This window comes from Bradyrhizobium sp. CCBAU 11357 (assembly GCF_028128865.1).
GTDB lineage: Bacteria > Pseudomonadota > Alphaproteobacteria > Rhizobiales > Xanthobacteraceae > Bradyrhizobium.
The window spans coordinates 163,261-180,893 of record NZ_LBJW01000109.1; the positions used below are offsets into that span (position 1 = coordinate 163,261).

General features: G+C 65.5%; 18 protein-coding genes. 11 read left to right on the forward strand and 7 right to left on the reverse strand.

Annotated elements, in window-relative coordinates; translation table 11 throughout:
* Positions 1 to 61: 61 nt before the first annotated feature.
* Complete coding sequence (locus XI05_RS29210; RefSeq protein WP_271508284.1) at positions 62 to 922, reverse strand: TerC family protein; 861 nt, start codon at positions 920 to 922, stop codon at positions 62 to 64.
* A 41-nt stretch (positions 923 to 963) separates the two neighbouring features.
* Positions 964 to 1,386 (reverse strand): nucleoside-diphosphate kinase, encoded by a 423-nt coding sequence (gene ndk, locus XI05_RS29215; RefSeq protein ID WP_025035862.1) that lies wholly within the window; start codon positions 1,384 to 1,386, stop codon positions 964 to 966.
* Between the two features lie 314 nt (positions 1,387 to 1,700).
* Between ndk and XI05_RS29220 the strand changes: the two genes are divergently transcribed.
* The 3 genes from XI05_RS29220 to XI05_RS29230 all read left to right on the forward strand — a co-directional run bounded on the left by XI05_RS29220 (position 1,701) and on the right by XI05_RS29230 (position 4,250).
* Positions 1,701 to 1,955 carry a sulfur globule protein precursor gene (locus XI05_RS29220; RefSeq protein WP_172786478.1) on the forward strand — a complete coding sequence of 85 codons (255 nt, stop codon included), beginning with the start codon at positions 1,701 to 1,703 and terminating at the stop codon, positions 1,953 to 1,955.
* Between the two features lie 214 nt (positions 1,956 to 2,169).
* Positions 2,170 to 2,343, forward strand: coding sequence for a hypothetical protein (locus XI05_RS29225; RefSeq protein ID WP_271508286.1), 174 nt, complete (start codon positions 2,170 to 2,172; stop codon positions 2,341 to 2,343).
* Between the two features lie 47 nt (positions 2,344 to 2,390).
* Positions 2,391 to 4,250 carry an ABC-F family ATP-binding cassette domain-containing protein gene (locus tag XI05_RS29230; RefSeq protein WP_271508288.1) on the forward strand — a complete coding sequence of 620 codons (1,860 nt, stop codon included), beginning with the start codon at positions 2,391 to 2,393 and terminating at the stop codon, positions 4,248 to 4,250.
* Positions 4,251 to 4,390: 140 nt separating this feature from the next.
* On the opposite strand, the gene XI05_RS29235 is transcribed toward XI05_RS29230, so the two are convergent.
* Positions 4,391 to 5,356, reverse strand: a complete 966-nt coding sequence (locus XI05_RS29235; protein WP_271508289.1) for a tripartite tricarboxylate transporter substrate-binding protein — start codon at positions 5,354 to 5,356, stop codon at positions 4,391 to 4,393.
* A gap of 165 nt (positions 5,357 to 5,521) precedes the next feature.
* Positions 5,522 to 5,992 (reverse strand): MarR family winged helix-turn-helix transcriptional regulator, encoded by a 471-nt coding sequence (locus XI05_RS29240; protein WP_271508291.1) that lies wholly within the window; start codon positions 5,990 to 5,992, stop codon positions 5,522 to 5,524.
* A gap of 97 nt (positions 5,993 to 6,089) precedes the next feature.
* Between XI05_RS29240 and XI05_RS29245 the strand changes: the two genes are divergently transcribed.
* Positions 6,090 to 6,458: an antibiotic biosynthesis monooxygenase family protein gene (locus XI05_RS29245; protein WP_212257557.1), complete on the forward strand. Its 369-nt coding sequence runs from the start codon at positions 6,090 to 6,092 to the stop codon at positions 6,456 to 6,458.
* A gap of 24 nt (positions 6,459 to 6,482) precedes the next feature.
* Positions 6,483 to 6,956, forward strand: a complete 474-nt coding sequence (locus XI05_RS29250; RefSeq protein ID WP_271508292.1) for a hypothetical protein — start codon at positions 6,483 to 6,485, stop codon at positions 6,954 to 6,956.
* Positions 6,957 to 7,050: 94 nt separating this feature from the next.
* Here the strand turns inward: XI05_RS29250 and XI05_RS29255 are convergent, their stop codons facing one another.
* From XI05_RS29255 to XI05_RS29265, 3 genes are all read right to left on the reverse strand, one after another.
* Positions 7,051 to 7,539, reverse strand: coding sequence for a hypothetical protein (locus tag XI05_RS29255; RefSeq protein WP_271508547.1), 489 nt, complete (start codon positions 7,537 to 7,539; stop codon positions 7,051 to 7,053).
* A 149-nt stretch (positions 7,540 to 7,688) separates the two neighbouring features.
* The gene (locus XI05_RS29260) at positions 7,689 to 8,141 is read right to left on the reverse strand and encodes a DNA polymerase III subunit chi (RefSeq protein ID WP_036000609.1); all 453 of its coding nucleotides are present in this window, start codon (positions 8,139 to 8,141) and stop codon (positions 7,689 to 7,691) included.
* A gap of 6 nt (positions 8,142 to 8,147) precedes the next feature.
* Positions 8,148 to 9,647, reverse strand: coding sequence for a leucyl aminopeptidase (locus XI05_RS29265; protein WP_271508293.1), 1,500 nt, complete (start codon positions 9,645 to 9,647; stop codon positions 8,148 to 8,150).
* 338 nt (positions 9,648 to 9,985) lie between these two features.
* Here XI05_RS29265 and lptF point away from each other — a divergent pair, with 338 nt between their 5' ends.
* The 6 genes from lptF to rsmA all read left to right on the forward strand — a co-directional run bounded on the left by lptF (position 9,986) and on the right by rsmA (position 17,623).
* The gene (lptF, locus tag XI05_RS29270) at positions 9,986 to 11,152 is read left to right on the forward strand and encodes an LPS export ABC transporter permease LptF (protein WP_172786469.1); all 1,167 of its coding nucleotides are present in this window, start codon (positions 9,986 to 9,988) and stop codon (positions 11,150 to 11,152) included.
* Positions 11,149 to 12,246: an LPS export ABC transporter permease LptG gene (lptG, locus tag XI05_RS29275; RefSeq protein WP_172786468.1), complete on the forward strand. Its 1,098-nt coding sequence runs from the start codon at positions 11,149 to 11,151 to the stop codon at positions 12,244 to 12,246. The genes lptF and lptG overlap by 4 nt, the downstream gene beginning before the upstream one ends.
* Positions 12,246 to 14,732 (forward strand): LPS-assembly protein LptD, encoded by a 2,487-nt coding sequence (locus tag XI05_RS29280; protein WP_271508294.1) that lies wholly within the window; start codon positions 12,246 to 12,248, stop codon positions 14,730 to 14,732. The genes lptG and XI05_RS29280 overlap by 1 nt, the downstream gene beginning before the upstream one ends.
* 61 nt (positions 14,733 to 14,793) lie before the next feature.
* Entirely contained in the window at positions 14,794 to 15,729 is a 936-nt protein-coding gene (locus XI05_RS29285) for a SurA N-terminal domain-containing protein (protein ID WP_271508296.1), read from the forward strand.
* The gene (gene pdxA / locus XI05_RS29290; RefSeq protein ID WP_271508298.1) at positions 15,729 to 16,766 is read left to right on the forward strand and encodes a 4-hydroxythreonine-4-phosphate dehydrogenase PdxA; all 1,038 of its coding nucleotides are present in this window, start codon (positions 15,729 to 15,731) and stop codon (positions 16,764 to 16,766) included. The genes XI05_RS29285 and pdxA overlap by 1 nt, the downstream gene beginning before the upstream one ends.
* On the forward strand, positions 16,766 to 17,623 hold the full coding sequence (rsmA, locus tag XI05_RS29295; protein ID WP_271508299.1) for a 16S rRNA (adenine(1518)-N(6)/adenine(1519)-N(6))-dimethyltransferase RsmA: 858 nt from the start codon (positions 16,766 to 16,768) through the stop codon (positions 17,621 to 17,623). Before pdxA ends, rsmA begins: the two co-directional genes overlap by 1 nt.
* Positions 17,624 to 17,633 lie beyond the last annotated feature (10 nt).

The window sequence follows — 17,633 nt, forward strand, 5'->3', positions numbered from 1 at the left end:
CAATGGCGGCGAGTGCTCACCTCTCCCTGCGGGAGAGCTGAACAGCAATCCTCGGAAAACTCTATTCCGCCGAAGCCTTGGCGTGCTGCTCGGAGGATGCCAGCGCGACGGCGGTCAGCCTGCGCCGGCGCCAGATGGTGCCGACCGCCAGCACGACGAGGACGCCGAGTGCGGCGCAGAGAAATTCGGGGCCGGCCCCGCCATGGCCGAATTGCGGCGGGATGCGGAATACCCCGAGCATGGCGTCGAGCGAGGCGCCGAACGGGCCCTCGAACAGCGCGTGCAGTCGCGGCGCGACGCCGGGATCGGTCGCGATCACCTCGCCCGAGATCCAGCCGAGCAATGCCGCGCCAGCCCAGACCAGGACCGGCAGCCTTTCCAGCAGCGCCATGATCAGCGCCGCGCCGGCGACGATCAGCGGCACGCTGATGGCAAGGCCGAGGATCAGGAGCGGCACGCTGCCATTGGCGGCGGCGGCGACCGCAATGACGTTGTCGAGACTCATGACGATGTCGGCGACCACGACGATCTGGATCGCCTGCCAGAGATGCGCGGCAGCGTCGACGTCGTCATCGTCATCGTGTTCCGGCACCAGGAGCTTGGCCGCGATCACGATCAGCGCAAGGCCGCCGACCAGCTTGAGATACGGCAACTCCATCAGCGTGGCGACGATACCGGTGAAGATGATCCGCAGCATCACCGCTGCGCCAGCACCGAAGATCATGCCCCACAGCCGATGCCGCGGCGACAGGCCGCGGCACGCGAGCGCGATCACCAGCGCATTGTCGCCGGAGAGCAGGATGTTGATCCAGATGATCTTGCCGACCGCGATCCAGAAGGTCGGCGCAGCCATCTCGTTGCGGAACTGGGTGAAGAATGCCCCGATCGTAGCGGGATCGAAGATCTGCCAGAGCCAGTCCACAATGAGTCCTTTCGCCCGTTGTTTCTAACCTGCCGGCTGGATCAGCCGACGATCTCGTTGCCCGAGAAGAACTGCGCGATCTCGATCGCGGCGGTCTCCGGCGCATCCGAACCGTGCACCGAGTTCTCGCCGATCGACTTGGCGTAGAGCTTGCGCACGGTGCCCTCGGCGGCCTTGGACGGATCGGTCGCGCCCATCACCTCGCGGTACTTGGCGATCGCGCCCTCGCCTTCCAGCACCTGAACCACGACCGGGCCGGAGGTCATGAACGCCACGAGCTCGCCGAAGAAGGGGCGCGCCTTGTGGACGGCGTAGAAGGTCTCGGCCTGCTCCTTGGTCATGCGGATGCGCTTCTGCGCCACGATGCGCAGGCCTGCCTTCTCGATCACGGCGTTGACCGCGCCGGTCAGGTTACGCTCGGTCGCGTCGGGCTTGATGATCGAGAACGTGCGTTCGATGGCCATAATGTTGTCCTTGGGGAAGAAGGCGGGTGGTTGTCGAGTTGCGGGGCTTATATCGGCGCCTTTGCCGGACGGCAAGCGACCGCCGAAACGGCCGCACAGGCGCTTCGCCGCAGGCGGCCGGCGTCCGATTTAAGCTTGGATGACAACAATTTCACCCAGATGAACCCAATCTGAAACCGCCGTGAGGGTCCGGTTCAGCTTCGCCAGCGTAAGGTGGCTCCATCGAAACCGAAGCCTGATCGTCAGGCGGACCGTTTCGGAGGCCTTTCCATCGACGCGGATCCCCCCGCGCCGGCAGTTTTGAGGAGATCACCATGTTGAGGAAACTTTCGCTTGCCGCTGTCGCCGCGGTTGCGCTCGGTGCCGCGCTGGCGCCGACCTCGGCCTCCGCTCATTGGCATGGCGGCGGCCCGGGCTGGCATGGCGGTGGCGGCTGGCACGGCGGCTACCGCTGGGGCGGTCCGCGCTACTATGCTCCCGTCTCCTACGGTTATGGCGGCTGCTATGTGCGCCGGCTGGTCCCGACCCCCTGGGGACCCCGCTGGCGGCTGATCAACCGCTGCTACTGAACCCGTCAGCACCTTTCGAAGGGTACCTAAGCCCCCCACGGTACCTGCCAAGAGAAGCCCCGGCGCCCCCTCGCCGGGGCTTTGCCTTTGAGCGGACAAGGCGCTGCTCATACAATTTTTACGAGAATGTCCGGCATTCCCTACAGCCAGCGAAACCATTTGGCCGGCAATGACTTGGTACCGTGTCTTTACTTCGAGAACATGGAACCTCGCGATGGCTGGGCCTTTTGCCAATGACAGCGAACAGATCGACCGGCGCACCAGCCGCTCGATTTGCGATGCCGTGGGCGAACGGCTGCAGCAGAGCCTCCGGCCCGAGCCGCGCCTTCCGACCCATCTCGAGCAGCTCCTGAACGAGCTGCGGCGGCGTGAACGCGAGACGCACTGACGGAAAAACGGGTTGCGTTCGACGCGCCTTGCGGTGACAAGGCCCGCATGCTCGCCATCAACGACCTCTCCATCCGCCTCGCCGGACGCCTTTTGATCGACCAGAGTTCCGTGCAGATCACGCCCGGATCGCGCGTCGGCCTGGTCGGACGCAACGGCACCGGCAAGTCGACGCTATTCAAGGTGATCCGCGGCGAGCTTGCGGCCGAGCATGGCTCGGTGACCCTGCCGCCGCGCTGGCGCATCGGCAGCCTGGCGCAGGAAGCGCCGAACGGCCCCGAAAGCCTGATCTCGGTCGTGCTCAAGGCCGACCTCGAACGCGACGCGCTGCTCAACGAGGCCGAGCACGCGACCGATCCGCACCGCATCGCCGAGATCCAGACCCGCCTCGTCGACATCGACGCCCACTCGGCGCCGAGCCGCGCGGCCGCGATTCTCTCCGGCCTCGGCTTCTCAGCCGCCGATCAGCTCCGCCCCTGTGCCGAATTCTCCGGCGGCTGGCGCATGCGCGTCGCGCTCGCCGCAACGCTGTTCGCGGCGCCTGACCTTCTGCTGCTCGACGAGCCCACCAACTATCTCGACCTCGAAGGCACGCTGTGGCTGGAGGACCACCTCGCGCATTATCCGCGCACGGTGATCGTGATCAGCCACGACCGCGACCTCCTGGAAAGCTCGGTCGACCAGATCCTGCATCTGGAGCGCGGCAAGCTCACGCTCTACAAGGGCTCTTATTCCTCGTTCGAGGAGCAGCGCGCCGCGCGCGAGCTGCTCGATGCCAAGGCGGTCAAGCGCCAGGAGGCAGAGCGCGCGCGCCTGCAGGCCTTCGTCGATCGCTTCAAGGCCAAGGCGTCCAAGGCCCGTCAGGCGCAATCGCGGGTGAAGATGCTGGAGCGGCTGAAGCCGATCACGGCCCTGGTCACCGAGGACGTGCGCGAGATCAGCTTCCCAGCGCCGGAGAAGATCTTGTCGCCGCCGATCATTGCCGTCGACAACGCCTCGGTCGGCTACGACCCGGCGAGCCCGGTGCTGGGCCGCGTCACCTTGCGCATCGACAATGACGACCGCATCGCGCTGCTGGGCGCCAACGGCAACGGCAAGTCCACGCTGGTGAAGCTGCTCGCCGGACGGCTTGCGCCTTTCTCGGGAAAAGTGACGCGCGCCGACAAGCTGTCGATCGCCTATTTCGCGCAGCATCAACTCGATGAGCTGAATGAAGACGCTTCCGCCTACGACCACGTCCGCAAGCTGATGGGCGATGCGCCCGAGGCCAAGGTGCGCGCCCGCGCCGGCGCGATCGGCTTCTCCGGCAAAGCCGCCGACACCAAGGCCGGCAAATTGTCAGGCGGCGAGAAGGCGCGCCTCCTCCTGGGCCTTGCGACCTTCTTCGGCCCCAACATGATCATCCTGGACGAGCCGACCAACCATCTCGACATCGACAGCCGCGGGGCGCTTGCCGAAGCGATCAACGAGTTTCCCGGCGCGGTGATCATGGTCTCGCACGACCGCTATCTGATCGAGGCCTGCGCCGATCGGCTCTGGATCGTCGCCGATCGCACCGTCACCAATTACGACGGCGATCTCGACGAGTATCGCCGCCTGGTGCTGTCGACGCGCAACGCCGAAGCCCCGCGCGAGCGCAGCGCGCCAGTTGAAAAGCCGCTGCGTCCAAGAGCGGACAATCGCGGCTCACTGAAGAAGCGCATCGCCGAAGCCGAGGCCGAGATCGCGCGCGTCAGCGAGATCATCGCCAAGATCGACACGGCGCTGGCCCTGCCCGACATCTTCACGCGTGATCCCAAGCAGGCGGCGCAGCTGTCGAAGGCGCGCGCGAACGCGGCCGACGCGCTGGCCCGCGCCGAGGAGCAATGGCTGGAGGCGAGCGCGCAATTCGATGAGGCGGCGGGATAGCGCCTCCACCGCGAGGCCGCTCCAACCAAACGTGCAAAACAACCCCATGCACAGTACCGGCATTATGGCACCGGCGAACTAGCCTTTGAACAAGCTGCTTTTTATCCGCTCGGCCGGCACGCCTAGCGGGGCGCAAAAGCTCAATCCGCGTACTGGCCGGCCGCCTTGATGATCGGCGCCCAGCGGTCGATCTCGCTCGTCAGCATCGCACCTAACGCCTCCGGCGTCGCCTTGTCCTGGGGGACCGGCTCGGTGTTGATGTCGTTGAACCGCGCGATCAGCGCGGGATCCCTCAGCGCGGTCTGCAGCGCCGCGGTCAGCTTCTGAACGATCGCCGGCGGCGTGCCCTTGGGCGCGTAGATGCCGTGCCAGACGCCGAGCTCGAAACCCTTGAGGCCGGCCTCGTCGGCGGTCGGCAGATCCGGCAGGCTCTTCAGCCGTTCCTTGGTGGTGATCGCGTAGGCCTTGACCTGCTTGGCCGTGATCGGGCCGGTGGTGTTGGTCGCCTGATCGCAGGTGAGATCGATCTGCTTGCCGAGCAGATCGTTCATGATCGGGCCGTTGCCCTTGTAGGGCACCGTGGTGAGCTGCTTCTGGATCGCGGTCATGAACAGCATGCCGCACAGATGCGAAGCCGCACCCAAGCCGGCATTGGCGTAGGTCAGCTTGTCGCCCTGCTGCTGGGCGTAGGCGACCAGGTCCTTGAGCGTATCGGCTGGGAAATCGGGGCGCGCGATGATGGTCATCGGCGCGTTGGTGACGAGCCCGATCGGCGCAAAGGCCGTCTTGGTGTCGTAGCTGAGATTGCGGTAGAGCGTCGCGGCGGTCGAGATGCCGACGTGATGGATCAGCAGCGTGTAGCCGTCCGGCTGGGCGCGCGCGGCCCGGGTCGTGCCGATGGTGCCGCCGGCGCCGGTCGCGTTCTCGACGATGACCTGCTGTCCCAGGGATTTCGCCATGCCCGCCGCGGTCAGCCGGGCGATGGTGTCGGTCGGCCCGCCCGCGGCGAACGGAACCAGCATGGTGATGGGCCTGGTCGGATAGTCCTGGGCGAATGCCGCACCGAGCGGCAGGAGCAGCGCCGATACGAGGGCAATGAACCGCATAGTTTCCTCCGGATTGTTGTTTTGCGCCATCAAAGCGCATTCCGGGGCGTGCGGCCATCACGAATGCTACGTCAGCAGGAACAAATGCAGTGGCCGAGGGCGCGCACCGATGACGACCTCATCGTATTCGGTGTGACCGCGCGCGACCTTGGCACTTGCCCAGCGCTACGTCTGCGCCTCGGCTTCGCTCTCGAGCTTGTTGCGGAGGGCCGCGACGATGCGATGGACCGTTTGCAGATCCTTGACCGCAAGCCCTTCGGAAAGGCTGTTGACCCACGGCATCTGCAGGGCCATGGCGGCATCGAAAGCACGGCGCCCCTTGTCGGTCAGGACGACGAGCTGCGCTCGGCGGTGGTGCGGATTGGCCTCGAAAGCAACGAGGCCTTCCCCGTGGAGGTCGTTGACGATCCGCTGCACGTTTTGACGATTGCCGCCCAGATCGCGGGCGAGCCAGGCCACCGGCTGGGGCCGCTCCGCCTGCACGATGGCGCCGAGAATCTGCCAGCGGGCGCTGGTGAGCCCGAGCCGGGCCACCAAGCGGTCGCCAGCGGTCAAGAGCAGGCTGTTCAGCCGGAACAAGTCAAGCATGAGGTTGGTCAGAGCATCGCCGGCCGGCGTTCGCAGGGACTTCCGCATCCGTCACCATAGACAGTTATTGACATCATGATGTCAAATTACTAGATTGCCCATAGTACCACATTGACATCATAAAACCATCTCGACGGAGTTCGTCATGGCGCGCCTACGCCCACTGGACCCTGACTGTCCCATCGAGCGCCAGCTCGGCATCGACACCGGCCCCGTGGTGCTGGTGAATCTGTTCACGCTCGACAAGGCCGATGAACAAAGCTTTCTCCAGATCTGGCAGGACGATGCCGCTTTCATGAAGCGGCAGCCGGGCTTCATCTCCACCCAGCTTCACCGCGCAATCGGCGAAAGCCCCACGTATCTGAACTATGCGGTTTGGCAGACGACCGCCGACTTCCGGGCCGCGTTCACGCACCCCGAGTTCAGGTCGAAGATCTCGGCCTACCCCGCATCCGCCGTCGCCTCCCCGCACCTGTTCGAGAAGGTCGCGGTGCCCGGCATTTGCGTCGCGTAGCTCGCTTCGAGAACGGCAGCCCCGATGACCAGGATCGTCCACCCAATCGCGGGAGCGGTCGCATTGACGATTATTGCGACCTTCTGGCTTTCCACGACTCTCACCGAGCTATTTGCGTCACACCAGACCATCGCCATGGTGAAGACCGCCATACCGTGGGGCTTCCTGTTGCTGATTCCGATGCTCGTGGCGACGGGAGGTTCGGGATTCGTCTTGGCACAGGAGCGGCGCGCCGGCCTGATCGGTGCGAAGATCAAACGCATGCCGTTCATCGCCGGCAACGGCATTCTGGTTCTGATTCCCGCCGCGTTGTTTCTTGCCTCCAAGGCGAAGGCCGCGGAGTTCGACACCACGTTCTACGCGGTGCAGACTCTCGAACTGGTCGCCGGCGCGATGAACATCGGTCTTCTCGGCCTCAACATGCGCGACGGCTTCAAGATGAAGGGCCGTTTCCGCGCTCGCCAGCCTGATCGCTTCAATACCAAGCCGATCCTCTGAGCGCGCCGCCAAGCCGGCTTTGCATCGGGTCCGCCCCGCTCACCTCCTGGATCGGAGACTCTTCCGTTTCACTGCGGCGCGGGCGATCCCCGCCCTACGCGTGCTTCTTCTTCGGCTTGGCCGCCTTCGGCATCGGCTGCGGGTCCGGATTGCCTTCGATCGAAGACAGGCGTCCGGCCGTGAACGTGTAGAGGCCCGCGCGCGGACCGGTGGTCCAGGTGACGACGGCGACGCGGCGGCCGGCGGCATCGTTGGAGAGATTGACGCTCGAGGGCGCGCCGATGCCGCGCACCACGTCGCATTCGGTGTGGCCGAGCGCGACCGTGCCGCCCATCGGCGCGGTCGTCGAGGCATTGGCATCGGCCGGTCCGGGCGGCGGCGCCATGCCGGGACAGGCGCCGTCGGCGCTGACGAGATCCTCAGCTCCGACCGGCTTGTCCGGGGTCAGCGGCGGCGATTCGATCGAGATGTTCTTGATGAAGAGACGGCCGGGTTTCTGGAACCATTCGGCGTCCTTCGACAGCAGGTCGGTGCCGCCCGAGCAGCCCGCGACCAGCGGTGCTACGGCAACGAGCGCAATCATGAGCGAGCCGGGAAGCTTTTGATGTCGCACGATAAACTAATTCCCCGCGTGAAGGACCAGCCCTAAGCGTTTGTCCCAACATCCCTTTGCGGCACGAAGGTGGCCGAAGCCAGCATCGCCCGAAAAGTGCAAATTATCATTAATTGCGGCTAATTGCGTTTCTGCCACCGGCCCCGGTCGTCGGCCTGCCAATAGGTGACATCAAATCCCCGCGCCTTGCAATCCGTCCAGGCCGTGCGGGCGAGCGCGAGTGCGTCGGGATCGTCGCCGTTGAACAACAGCACCATGCGCTCGTAGCCCTGTGCGTCCTCCGGCAGCGCGGCGTTGTCGACCAGGAAGCGGACATTGGCCCCATTGGGATTGCCGCCCTCGATCGCCAGCACGATCGGCTGGTCGGCAACATCGTTCACCCGCCATGTCGCGTGCGGCAGGAATGAATCGTCGCGATAGGTCCACAAATGCGAGTCGAGCGCGTCGGCGCGCTCCTCCGAGGTCGACTGCACCACGACGCGCCAGCCGCGCTCGAGCGACTTCTCGAGCAGCGGCGGCAACACATTCTCCACCGTCATGTTTTGCAGATGGTAGAACAGCACTTCAGTCATGTCGGATCATTTGCGCTCGTAATGGTCGGCGACCAGGCGGTCGAGCAGGCGGACGCCGTAGCCGCTTCCCCAGCTCTGGTTGATGTCGGTCTTCGGCGCACCCATCGCGGTGCCGGCGATGTCGAGATGGGCCCAGGGCACACCGTCGACGAAGCGCTGCAGGAATTGCGCGGCGGTGATCGAGCCGCCATGGCGGCCGCCGGTGTTCTTCATGTCGGCAAACTGGGAATCGATCAGCTTGTCGTATTCGGGGCCGAGCGGCATGCGCCAGACCTTCTCCCCGCTCTCGATGCCGGCCGTGAGCAGCCGGTCGGCCAGTTCGTCGTTGTTGGAGAACATGCCGGCATGCTCGGTGCCGAGCGCCACCATGATCGCGCCGGTGAGCGTCGCCAGATCCACCATGAATTTCGGCTTCACCTTCTTGGCGACGTACCAGAGCACGTCGGCGAGCACGAGGCGGCCCTCCGCGTCGGTGTTGATGATCTCGATGGTCTGGCCGGACATCGAGGTGACGATGTCGCCCGGCCGCTGCGCGTTGCCGTCGGGCATGTTCTCGACGAGGCCGATGGCGCCGACCGCGTTGACCTTCGCCTTGCGCGCCGCGAGCGCATGCATCAGGCCGACGACGCAGGCCGCCCCGCCCATGTCGCCCTTCATGTCCTCCATGCTGCCGGCCGGCTTGATCGAGATGCCGCCGGTGTCGAAGCAGACGCCCTTGCCGACGAAGGCGACCGGAGCCTCGCCCTTCTTGGCTCCGTCCCAGCGCATGACCACGGTGCGGCTCGGCCGCGCCGAGCCCTGGCCGACGCCGAGCAGCGCGCCCATGCCGAGCTTCTGCATCGCCTTGACGTCGAGCACCTCGACCTTGACGCCGAGCTTGCGCAGCTGACCGGCTCTGCGGGCGAATTCCTCCGGGAAAAGCACGTTCGGCGGCTCGTTGACGAGGTCGCGAGCGATGATCACGCCGTCGACGACGTGGCCGGCCGCAGCGAACGCCTTTTTCGCCGCACCGGCATCGCCGACCGCAAGCGAGACGTCGGCGCGCGCGCCGCCCTCCTCGCCGTCCTTCTTCCTGGTCTTGTAACGATCGAACTTGTAGGCGCGTAAGCGCAGGCCCGAGGCAATCGCAACCGCCTGCTCGCTCGTCATGGCGCCTCCCGGCAGTTCCGCGAGGACGGTCATGGCGCTGGTGCCGGCGGGCAGCTTGCTGGCGGCCACCCCGCCGAACTTGAGGAAATCATTCGCCTTGAGGCCGGTCGCCTTGCCGGCGCCGATCACGATCAGCCGGGTCGCCTTCACCCCCTCCGGTGCCAGAATGTCCAACGCAGCCCCGCTTTTGCCCTTGAAGGCGGCCGCGGCCGCCGCGCGCTTCACGATGTCGGTAGCGCCACCCAGCGCCTTGGCCGTCGCCGGGCCGAGCTTCAGGCCGTCGTCGCAAAACACGACCAGGATGCCACGGGGGGCGGCAGACAACGGGACAAAGCCGACCTTGATGGCATCGGACATGGATAACTCCTCCAAAACATGGGGTTTTTCGTCGTTCGGGGGTCCGAGCACAAGCCGGAGCTGAACGGCGATTCACTGAGGCTTCCCCCACTATGGGCCAGCGGCCAGCCCGATGCCAAGCGCCGCCGTGGCCGCGGGGCCACAACGCCCGAAATATTAACCATATAATGAGGGTGCCACGGGGCAGCCATTTTGTTGACGGATCAAAGGGATGGTAGTGAGAGAATGAACCGCCGGAAGAGCTGTCGGCCGACCTTGGGGGTCCCCTGACGGGGATTGGTTGGACCGCCGGAATTCTGGTCGACATTGGGGACTAGGGTGGGTTCGTGCGGTAGCGCATGGGGTCGATCGATAGGTATATCTTCCGTACGACGCTGGCGTCGTTTGCGCTGGTCCTGGTCAGCCTCACCGGCGTGATCTGGATTACGCAGGCGTTGCGCGGCATCGACCTGATGACGAGCCAGGGTCAGACCATCCTCACCTTCCTCGGCATCACCAGCCTCGTGATCCCGGCCCTGGTCCTGATCATCTCGCCGATCGCGCTGATGATCGCGATCTCGCACACGCTGAACAAGCTCGCGACTGATTCCGAGATCATCGTGATGAATGCCGCCGGCTTCTCGCCGTTCCGGCTGTTCTATCCGTTCTTCTACGCCACCTGCGTGGTGGCCCTGCTGGTCGCCTTCATCGCGGCCTATCTCGCCCCGGACGGCATGCGGCGGATCAAGCAGTGGGATGCCGAGATCACCGCCGACGTGCTCACCAACATCCTGCAGCCCGGCCGCTTCGCCCGGCTCGACGAGAATCTCACGATCCGGATTCGCGAACGCCAGCCGGGCGGCATCCTTGCCGGCATCTTCATCGACGACCGTCGCGATCGGAACGAGCGCGTCTCGATCGTCGCCGAGCGCGGCGAGGTCGTGAAGAACGAGACCGGCTCGTTCCTGGTGCTGGAGACCGGCAATCTCCAGCGCTTCGAGGCGGGCAAGCGCGATCCGGCGCTGGTGGCCTTCGGCCGCTACGGCTTCGACATGTCGAAATTCTCGAAGGGCCGCGACGTCACGCTCGGCATCCGCGAGCGCTATCTCTGGGAGCTGCTCTGGCCATCCGAGACCGATCCCGTCTACAAGGAGATTCCAGGGCAGTTCCGCGCAGCTTTGCACGACAGCCTGCTGGCGCCGATCTATCCCTTCGCCTTTGCGGTGCTGACCTTTGCCTTCCTCGGAGCGCCGCGCACCACCCGCCAGAGCCGCAACTTCTCGATCGCCTCGTCGATCGTCGCGGTGTTCGGCCTGCGCATGGCCGGCTTTGCCTGCTCGGTGATGGCGGTAAAGTCACCGAGCCCGGTGCTGGTCCAATATGCGATGGTCTTTGGCGCGATCGGCGCTGGGCTGTGGATGATCATCGGCGGCGTCGTGGTCGAAGCGCCTCCCGGCCTGATGGAGGCCATCAACAGGTCGAACGCACGGATCGCGCGGCTGTTCGGACGTCCGGCCACCGCATGAGCATGCTCACCAACACACTCGGGCGCTATTTCGCCGGCCGCTTCGTGGTCGCCGCGCTCGGCGTCTTCGGCGGCATTTTCCTGCTGCTGGTGCTGGTCGATTACATCGAGATGGTACGCAAGACCTCAGGGCTTGCCTCCGCCTCCGCGATCATGGTGGCCGAGACCTCGCTGTTCCGGGTACCACAACTGCTGGAGAAGCTGACGCCGTTCTGCATGCTGATCGGCGCCATGACCTGCTATCTCGCCCTCTCCCGCCGGCTCGAGCTCGTGGTGGCGCGCGCGGCGGGCATCTCCGCCTGGCAGTTCATCTCGCCGGCGCTCGGCAGTGCGCTGCTGATCGGGGTGATCGCCACCGTCGCCTACAATCCGATGTCGGCCAATTTGCGCGAGCTGTCCAAGCGCATGGAGGCCGAGCTGTTCGGCTCGGCGCCCGGCGGCGGCATTCAGGACGCCTCCGGCTTCTGGCTCAACCAGCTCACCAACGACGGCCAGACCATCATCAATGCGGCGCGCAGCGAGCAGCAGGGCATCCGGCTCACCGGGCTGACGCTGTTCCGGTTCGACCAGGACCAGCACTTCAAGGAGCGGGTCGAGGCGCGCGAGGCGACGCTGGAGTCGGGCCGCTGGCTGTTCAAGAGCGTCCGCCGCTTCTCGCTGGACGGACCGCCGATCGACCAGCCCGTTCTTGAGATACCGACCACGCTGACCGAGGCGCAGGTCCGCAACAGCTTTTCCACCCCCGAGACTGTGTCCTTTTGGCAACTACCGAGCTACATCCGCTCCTCCGAGAGCTCGGGCTTCGCGACAGCCGGATACCGACTCCAGTATCAGAAGCTTCTGGCACAGCCGTTTTTGCTCGCAGCCATGGTGATGCTCGCGGCCTCCGTGTCGTTGCGCTTCTTCCGGATGGGCGGCGTGCAGAAGATGGTTTTGAGTGGCGTGGGCGCAGGCTTTCTGCTCTACGTTCTGTCGAAAGTGACTGAAGACTTGAGCAAGGCTGAGTTGATGCATCCGATCGCTGCGGCGTGGTTGCCCGTGGTGGTGGGCGGCCTCACCGGCTTTTTGGCCTTGTTGTATCAGGAGGACGGTTAGTGACTGCCGTCCGTCGAGGACCCGTGTCTCGTTTGGCGCGGCGCACATTGGTGCGCGCGAACGGGTGCGGCTTGTCCGTCCGCAGGCTCCTGCTTGCCGTCGTCGCGGCTGCCTCGCTCGGCGGCTTGATCGACGCTGCCGTGGCGCCGGCTAAGGCCCAGAGCTTCACCTACAATCCGCTGCCGCCGCGTCCGAAGCCGCCGAGGGCCCCCAACGACAACCAGATGCTGGTTCAGGCCACCGAGGTCGACTACGACTACAACAATTCGCGCGTCTCCGCGGTCGGTAACGTGCAGCTGTTCTACAACGGCACGAGCGTCGAGGCCGACCGGGTCATCTACGACCAGAAGACCAAGCGGCTGCATGCCGAAGGCAACATCCGCATGACGGATGCCGACGGCAAGATCACCTATGCCGAGATCATGGATCTCTCCGACGATTACCGCGACGGTTTCGTCGACTCGCTGCGCGTGGACACGGCCGACCAGACCCGCATGGCTGCGAGCCGCGCCGACCGCTCCAGCGGCAATTACACGGTGTTCGAGAACGGCGTCTACACGGCCTGCGCACCGTGTAAGGACGATCCGAAGAAGCCGCCGCTCTGGCAGGTCAAGGGTGCCCGCATCATCCACGATCAGCAGGAGAAGATGCTGTATTTTGAGACGGCGCAGCTCGAATTCTTCGGCGTGCCGCTCGCCTACATGCCCTATTTCTCGACCCCCGACCCGACCGTGAAGCGCAAGTCCGGCTTCCTGATGCCGGGCTATTTCCCGGGCACGACCAATACGGGCTTGGGCGCCGAGGTTCCCTATTACTGGGCGATCGCGCCCGACATGGATGCAACCATCACCCCCCGCTTCATGACGCGGCAGGGCGTGATGCTGCAGGGCGAATTCCGCCAGCGCCTGATCGACGGCGCCTACCAGATCCGCGCCTACGGCATCTACCAGCTCGATCCGGGCGCGTTCGCCGGGCTGCCCGGCGACCGCGAGTTCCGCGGCGCCATCGACACCAAGGGTCAGTTCGCGCTGAACGACAAATGGGTCTGGGGCTGGGACGGCGTCCTGATGTCCGACTATTATTTCTTCTCGGACTATCGGCTCTATCAATACCGCGATCCGCTCGGCTCTTTCCTGTTGCTGCCGACCGAAGCGCTGTCGCAGCTCTATCTGACCGGCGTCGGCAACCGCAGCTTCTTCGATGCGCGCACGATGTACTGGCTGAGCTATTCGGGCAACCAGAGCCAGGTGCCGATCGTCTATCCGGTGATCGACTACTCCAACGTGCTCAACTATCCCGTCTTCGGCGGCGAGTTCAGCTACAAGACCAATTTCGTGAACCTGTCGCGCGACGATGCGGTGTTCGACCCGATCACGACGCTCGCCAACACCAACGGCCTGTGCACCACGGCATCGGCCGATCCGCTGGCGCGGATGCCCTCGCAGTGCCTGCTGCGCGGCTTCCCCGGCACCTACACCCGCCTCTCGGCGGAAGCGCAGTGGCGCAAGTCCTTCACCGACCCGTTCGGCCAGATCTGGACGCCGTTCGCGAGCCTGCGCGCCGACGCGATCAAGTCCTCGGTCTCCAACCAGCCCGGCGTGTCGAACTACCTGCCCGTCGGCGACACCGAGGCGTTCCGCCTGATGCCGACTGTCGGCCTCGAGTACCGCTATCCGTTCATCAACGTTCAGCCCTGGGGCTCGACCACCCTCGAGCCGATCGCGCAGATCATCATCCGCCCGAACGAGACTTATGCCGGCAGGCTGCCGAACGAGGACGCCCAGAGCCTGGTGTTCGACGCCGCGAACCTGTTCAACGTCGACAAGTTCTCCGGCTACGATCGTGTCGAGGGCGGCGGCCGCGCCAATGTCGGCGTGCAATCCACCACGCAGTTCGACCGGGGCGGCGCCGTCAAGGTGCTGTTCGGCCAGTCCTACCACCTGTTCGGCCTGAACTCCTTCGCGGTCCAGGATTCCATCAATACCGGCCTGAACTCCGGCCTCGACAAGCCGCGGTCCGATTACGTCACCAGCGCCAGCTACTCGCCGAACAGCACCTACACGTTCAGCGTCCGCTCCCGCATGGACGAGCAGACCTGGAACGTGCAGCGCTTCGAGGCGGAAGGCCGCGCCAACTTCAATCGCTGGTCGGTCAGCGTGCTGTACGGCAATTACGCAGCCCAGCCGGAATTGGGCTATCTGACCCGCCGCGAGGGCATCCTGACGACGGGCTCGCTGAAGGTCGCGACCAACTGGGTGGTGTCGGGCTCGGCGCGCTGGGACCTCGAGGCCAACAAGATCAACCAATACGTACTCGGTGCCGGCTATGTCGACGATTGCTTCGTGCTGGCGGCGAATTACGTAACTTCGTATAGCTATTCCGCGGGCACCGCACCGCCCACCCTGAGCCACGCGTTCATGTTCCAAATCGGCCTGCGTACGCTGGCGACCTCGTCGACGAGCAGCAGTTCCGCCGGCCTCCAGTGAACGGTTTGAAGTGCCGGCCGCGTTTGCCCTATCTCAACGCGGTCGACATGCGAGTGACATCATGACGACGCCATTGCCTGTCTTCCGCCTCCTTCTGGCCATCGGTGCCGGGCTGATGCTGACCGCCCTGCCCTCGCCGTCGCGCGCACAAAACGTCGTCGTGATGGTCAATGGCGATCCGATCACCGATTTCGACATCGAGCAGCGCTCCAAGCTCGACCAGCTGACGACGCAGAAGACCCCGAGCCGGCAGGAGGTCATCAACGAGCTGATCGACGACAAGGTGAAGATCAAGGAAGGCAAGAAGTACGGCGTCGATCCCGGCGTTTCCGACATCAACCAGTCCTATGATGGCATGGCGCAGCGCATGCGCATCACACCCGACCAGCTCACCAAGACGCTCGAAACCAAGGGTGTCCGCCCGGAGACGCTGAAGAGCCGCATGAGGGCCGAGATGGTCTGGGGCAGCCTCGTGCGCGGCCGCTTCAAGGAGAAGTTGCTGGTCGGCGAGCGCGACGTCGCGCAGGCCGTGCAGGCGCAGACCGGCGATAAGCTCCAGGTCGAGGGCACCGAGTACAAGATGCAGCCGATCGTGCTGATCGCGCCGCGCGGCTCGTCGGCGGCGTTCCTGGAAACCCGGAAGAAAGAAGCCGAGTCCTATCGCGCCCGCGTCGGGAGCTGCGAGGAGGCCAATTCGCTGTTCCGCTCGACCCCGAACGCCACCATCCGCGACGCCGTCACCAAGACCACCGCCGAGCTGCCCGAGCCGCTGCGCAAGGTGCTCGACGACACCCCGATCGGCCACCTGACCGCGCCCGAGATGACCAAGAACGGCATCGAGATGGTGGTGCTGTGCTCGCGCAAGCCGACCATGATCGACACGCCGAAGAAGCGTGAGGTCCGCGAGAAGATGTATCAGGAGAAGTACGAGAAGACGCAGAAGGCCTATCTCGACGAGCTCCGCAAGGCGGCGATGATCGAATATCGCAACCGCTGATGGCCAAGCCCCACCCAGAGCCCTCCACCAGGTCCGCAGCCAAGCCCCTTGCCCTCACCCTGGGAGAGCCCGCGGGCATCGGTCCCGACATCACGATCGCAGCCTGGCGCAGCCGGGGCGAGCTGAACCTGCCCGCCTTCTATTTGCTCGGCGACGAGGTGCTGATCGCGCGCCGCGCGAAGGCACTCGGCACCGACATCAGGATCGCCGCGGTGAGCCCCAGCGAGGCGACGTCCGCCTTCACGGATGCCCTGCCCGTGGTCGCGACCGGCGCGCGCGCCACCGCCGAGCCCGGCAAGCCCGATTCATCCAGCGCGCCGGCCGCACTCGCCTCGATCCGGCAGGCGGTCATCGACGTGCGCGCAGGCCGTGCCGGCGCCGTCGTCACCAACCCGATCGCCAAGAGCGTGCTCTACCGCGCCGGCTTCCGTCATCCCGGCCACACCGAATTCCTCGCCGAGCTCGCCGCGGAGAGCGGTCGCGCGCCGCAGCCGGTGATGATGCTGTGGTCGCCACAGCTCGCCGTCGTGCCGGTGACCATCCACGTCTCGCTGCGCGATGCGCTGGGAGAGCTCACCAGCGAGCTGATCGTCTCGACGGTCCGCATCGTCGCCGCCGAGCTGAAATCCCGCTTCGGCATCGCAACGCCGCGCATCGCGATCTCCGGCCTCAATCCCCATGCCGGCGAGGACGGGTCGCTCGGCCACGAGGAGCAGACCGTCATCGCCCCGGCGCTGAAAGTGCTGCGCAACGACGGCATCGAGGCCAGGGGTCCGCTGCCCGCCGACACCATGTTCCACGAGGCGGCGCGACGATCCTATGATTGCGCGGTCTGCATGTATCACGACCAGGCGCTGATCCCGATCAAGACGGTCGCCTTCGACGACGCCGTCAACGTCACGCTCGGACTGCCCTTCATCCGCACCTCGCCCGATCACGGCACCGCCTTCGACATCGCCGGCACCGGCAAGGCCAATCCGGCGAGCCTGATCGCCGCGCTCAAGCTTGCGAGCCGCATGGCGGCGTCGCAAAGCTGATGAGCGCGATCGACGACCTCCCGCCGCTGCGCGAGGTCATTCGCCAGCACGCACTGTCGGCGCGCAAATCGCTCGGCCAGAATTTTCTGCTCGACCTCAATCTCACCGCCCGCATCGCGCGCGCGGCGGCACCGCTGGAAGATTCCACAATCGTCGAGATCGGCCCGGGTCCCGGCGGGCTGACGCGCGCGCTGCTCGCGCTCGGCGCGAGACGCGTCATCGCCATCGAGCACGACGAGCGCGCGATCCCGGCCTTGCAGGATATTGCCGCGCACTATCCTGACAGGCTCGAAATCGTGCATGGCGATGCCATGACCTTCGATCCGCGCCCGCTGCTCAATGGTGAAAGAGCAAAAATCGTCGCCAACCTGCCCTACAACATCGCGACCCAGCTTCTGATCAACTGGCTCACCACCGAGCCCTGGCCGCCCTGGTACGAGATGATGGTGCTGATGTTCCAGCGCGAGGTCGGCCAGCGCATCGTCGCGTGCGAGGACGAGGAGGCCTATGGCCGGCTCGGCGTGCTCGCCAATTGGCGCTGCGAGACCAAGATCCTGTTCGACATTGCGCCGTCGGCCTTCGTGCCGCCGCCGAAGGTCACGTCCTCCGTCGTGCGCCTCAAGCCGCGCCCGGAGCCGCTGCCGTGTGACCGCAGGCTGCTCGAGCAGGTCGCCGCCGCCGCCTTCGGCCAGCGCCGGAAGATGCTGCGGCAAAGCCTCAAATCGCTCGGCGTCGATCCGGCACGGCTTGCGCAGGCCGCCGGCGTCGATGCGACGCGGCGCGCCGAGACCATTCCCATCTCCGGCTTTGTTGCCATGGCCCGTGAATTGGCGGATATACGCAGCGAAACCGAGTAACCAAGAATTC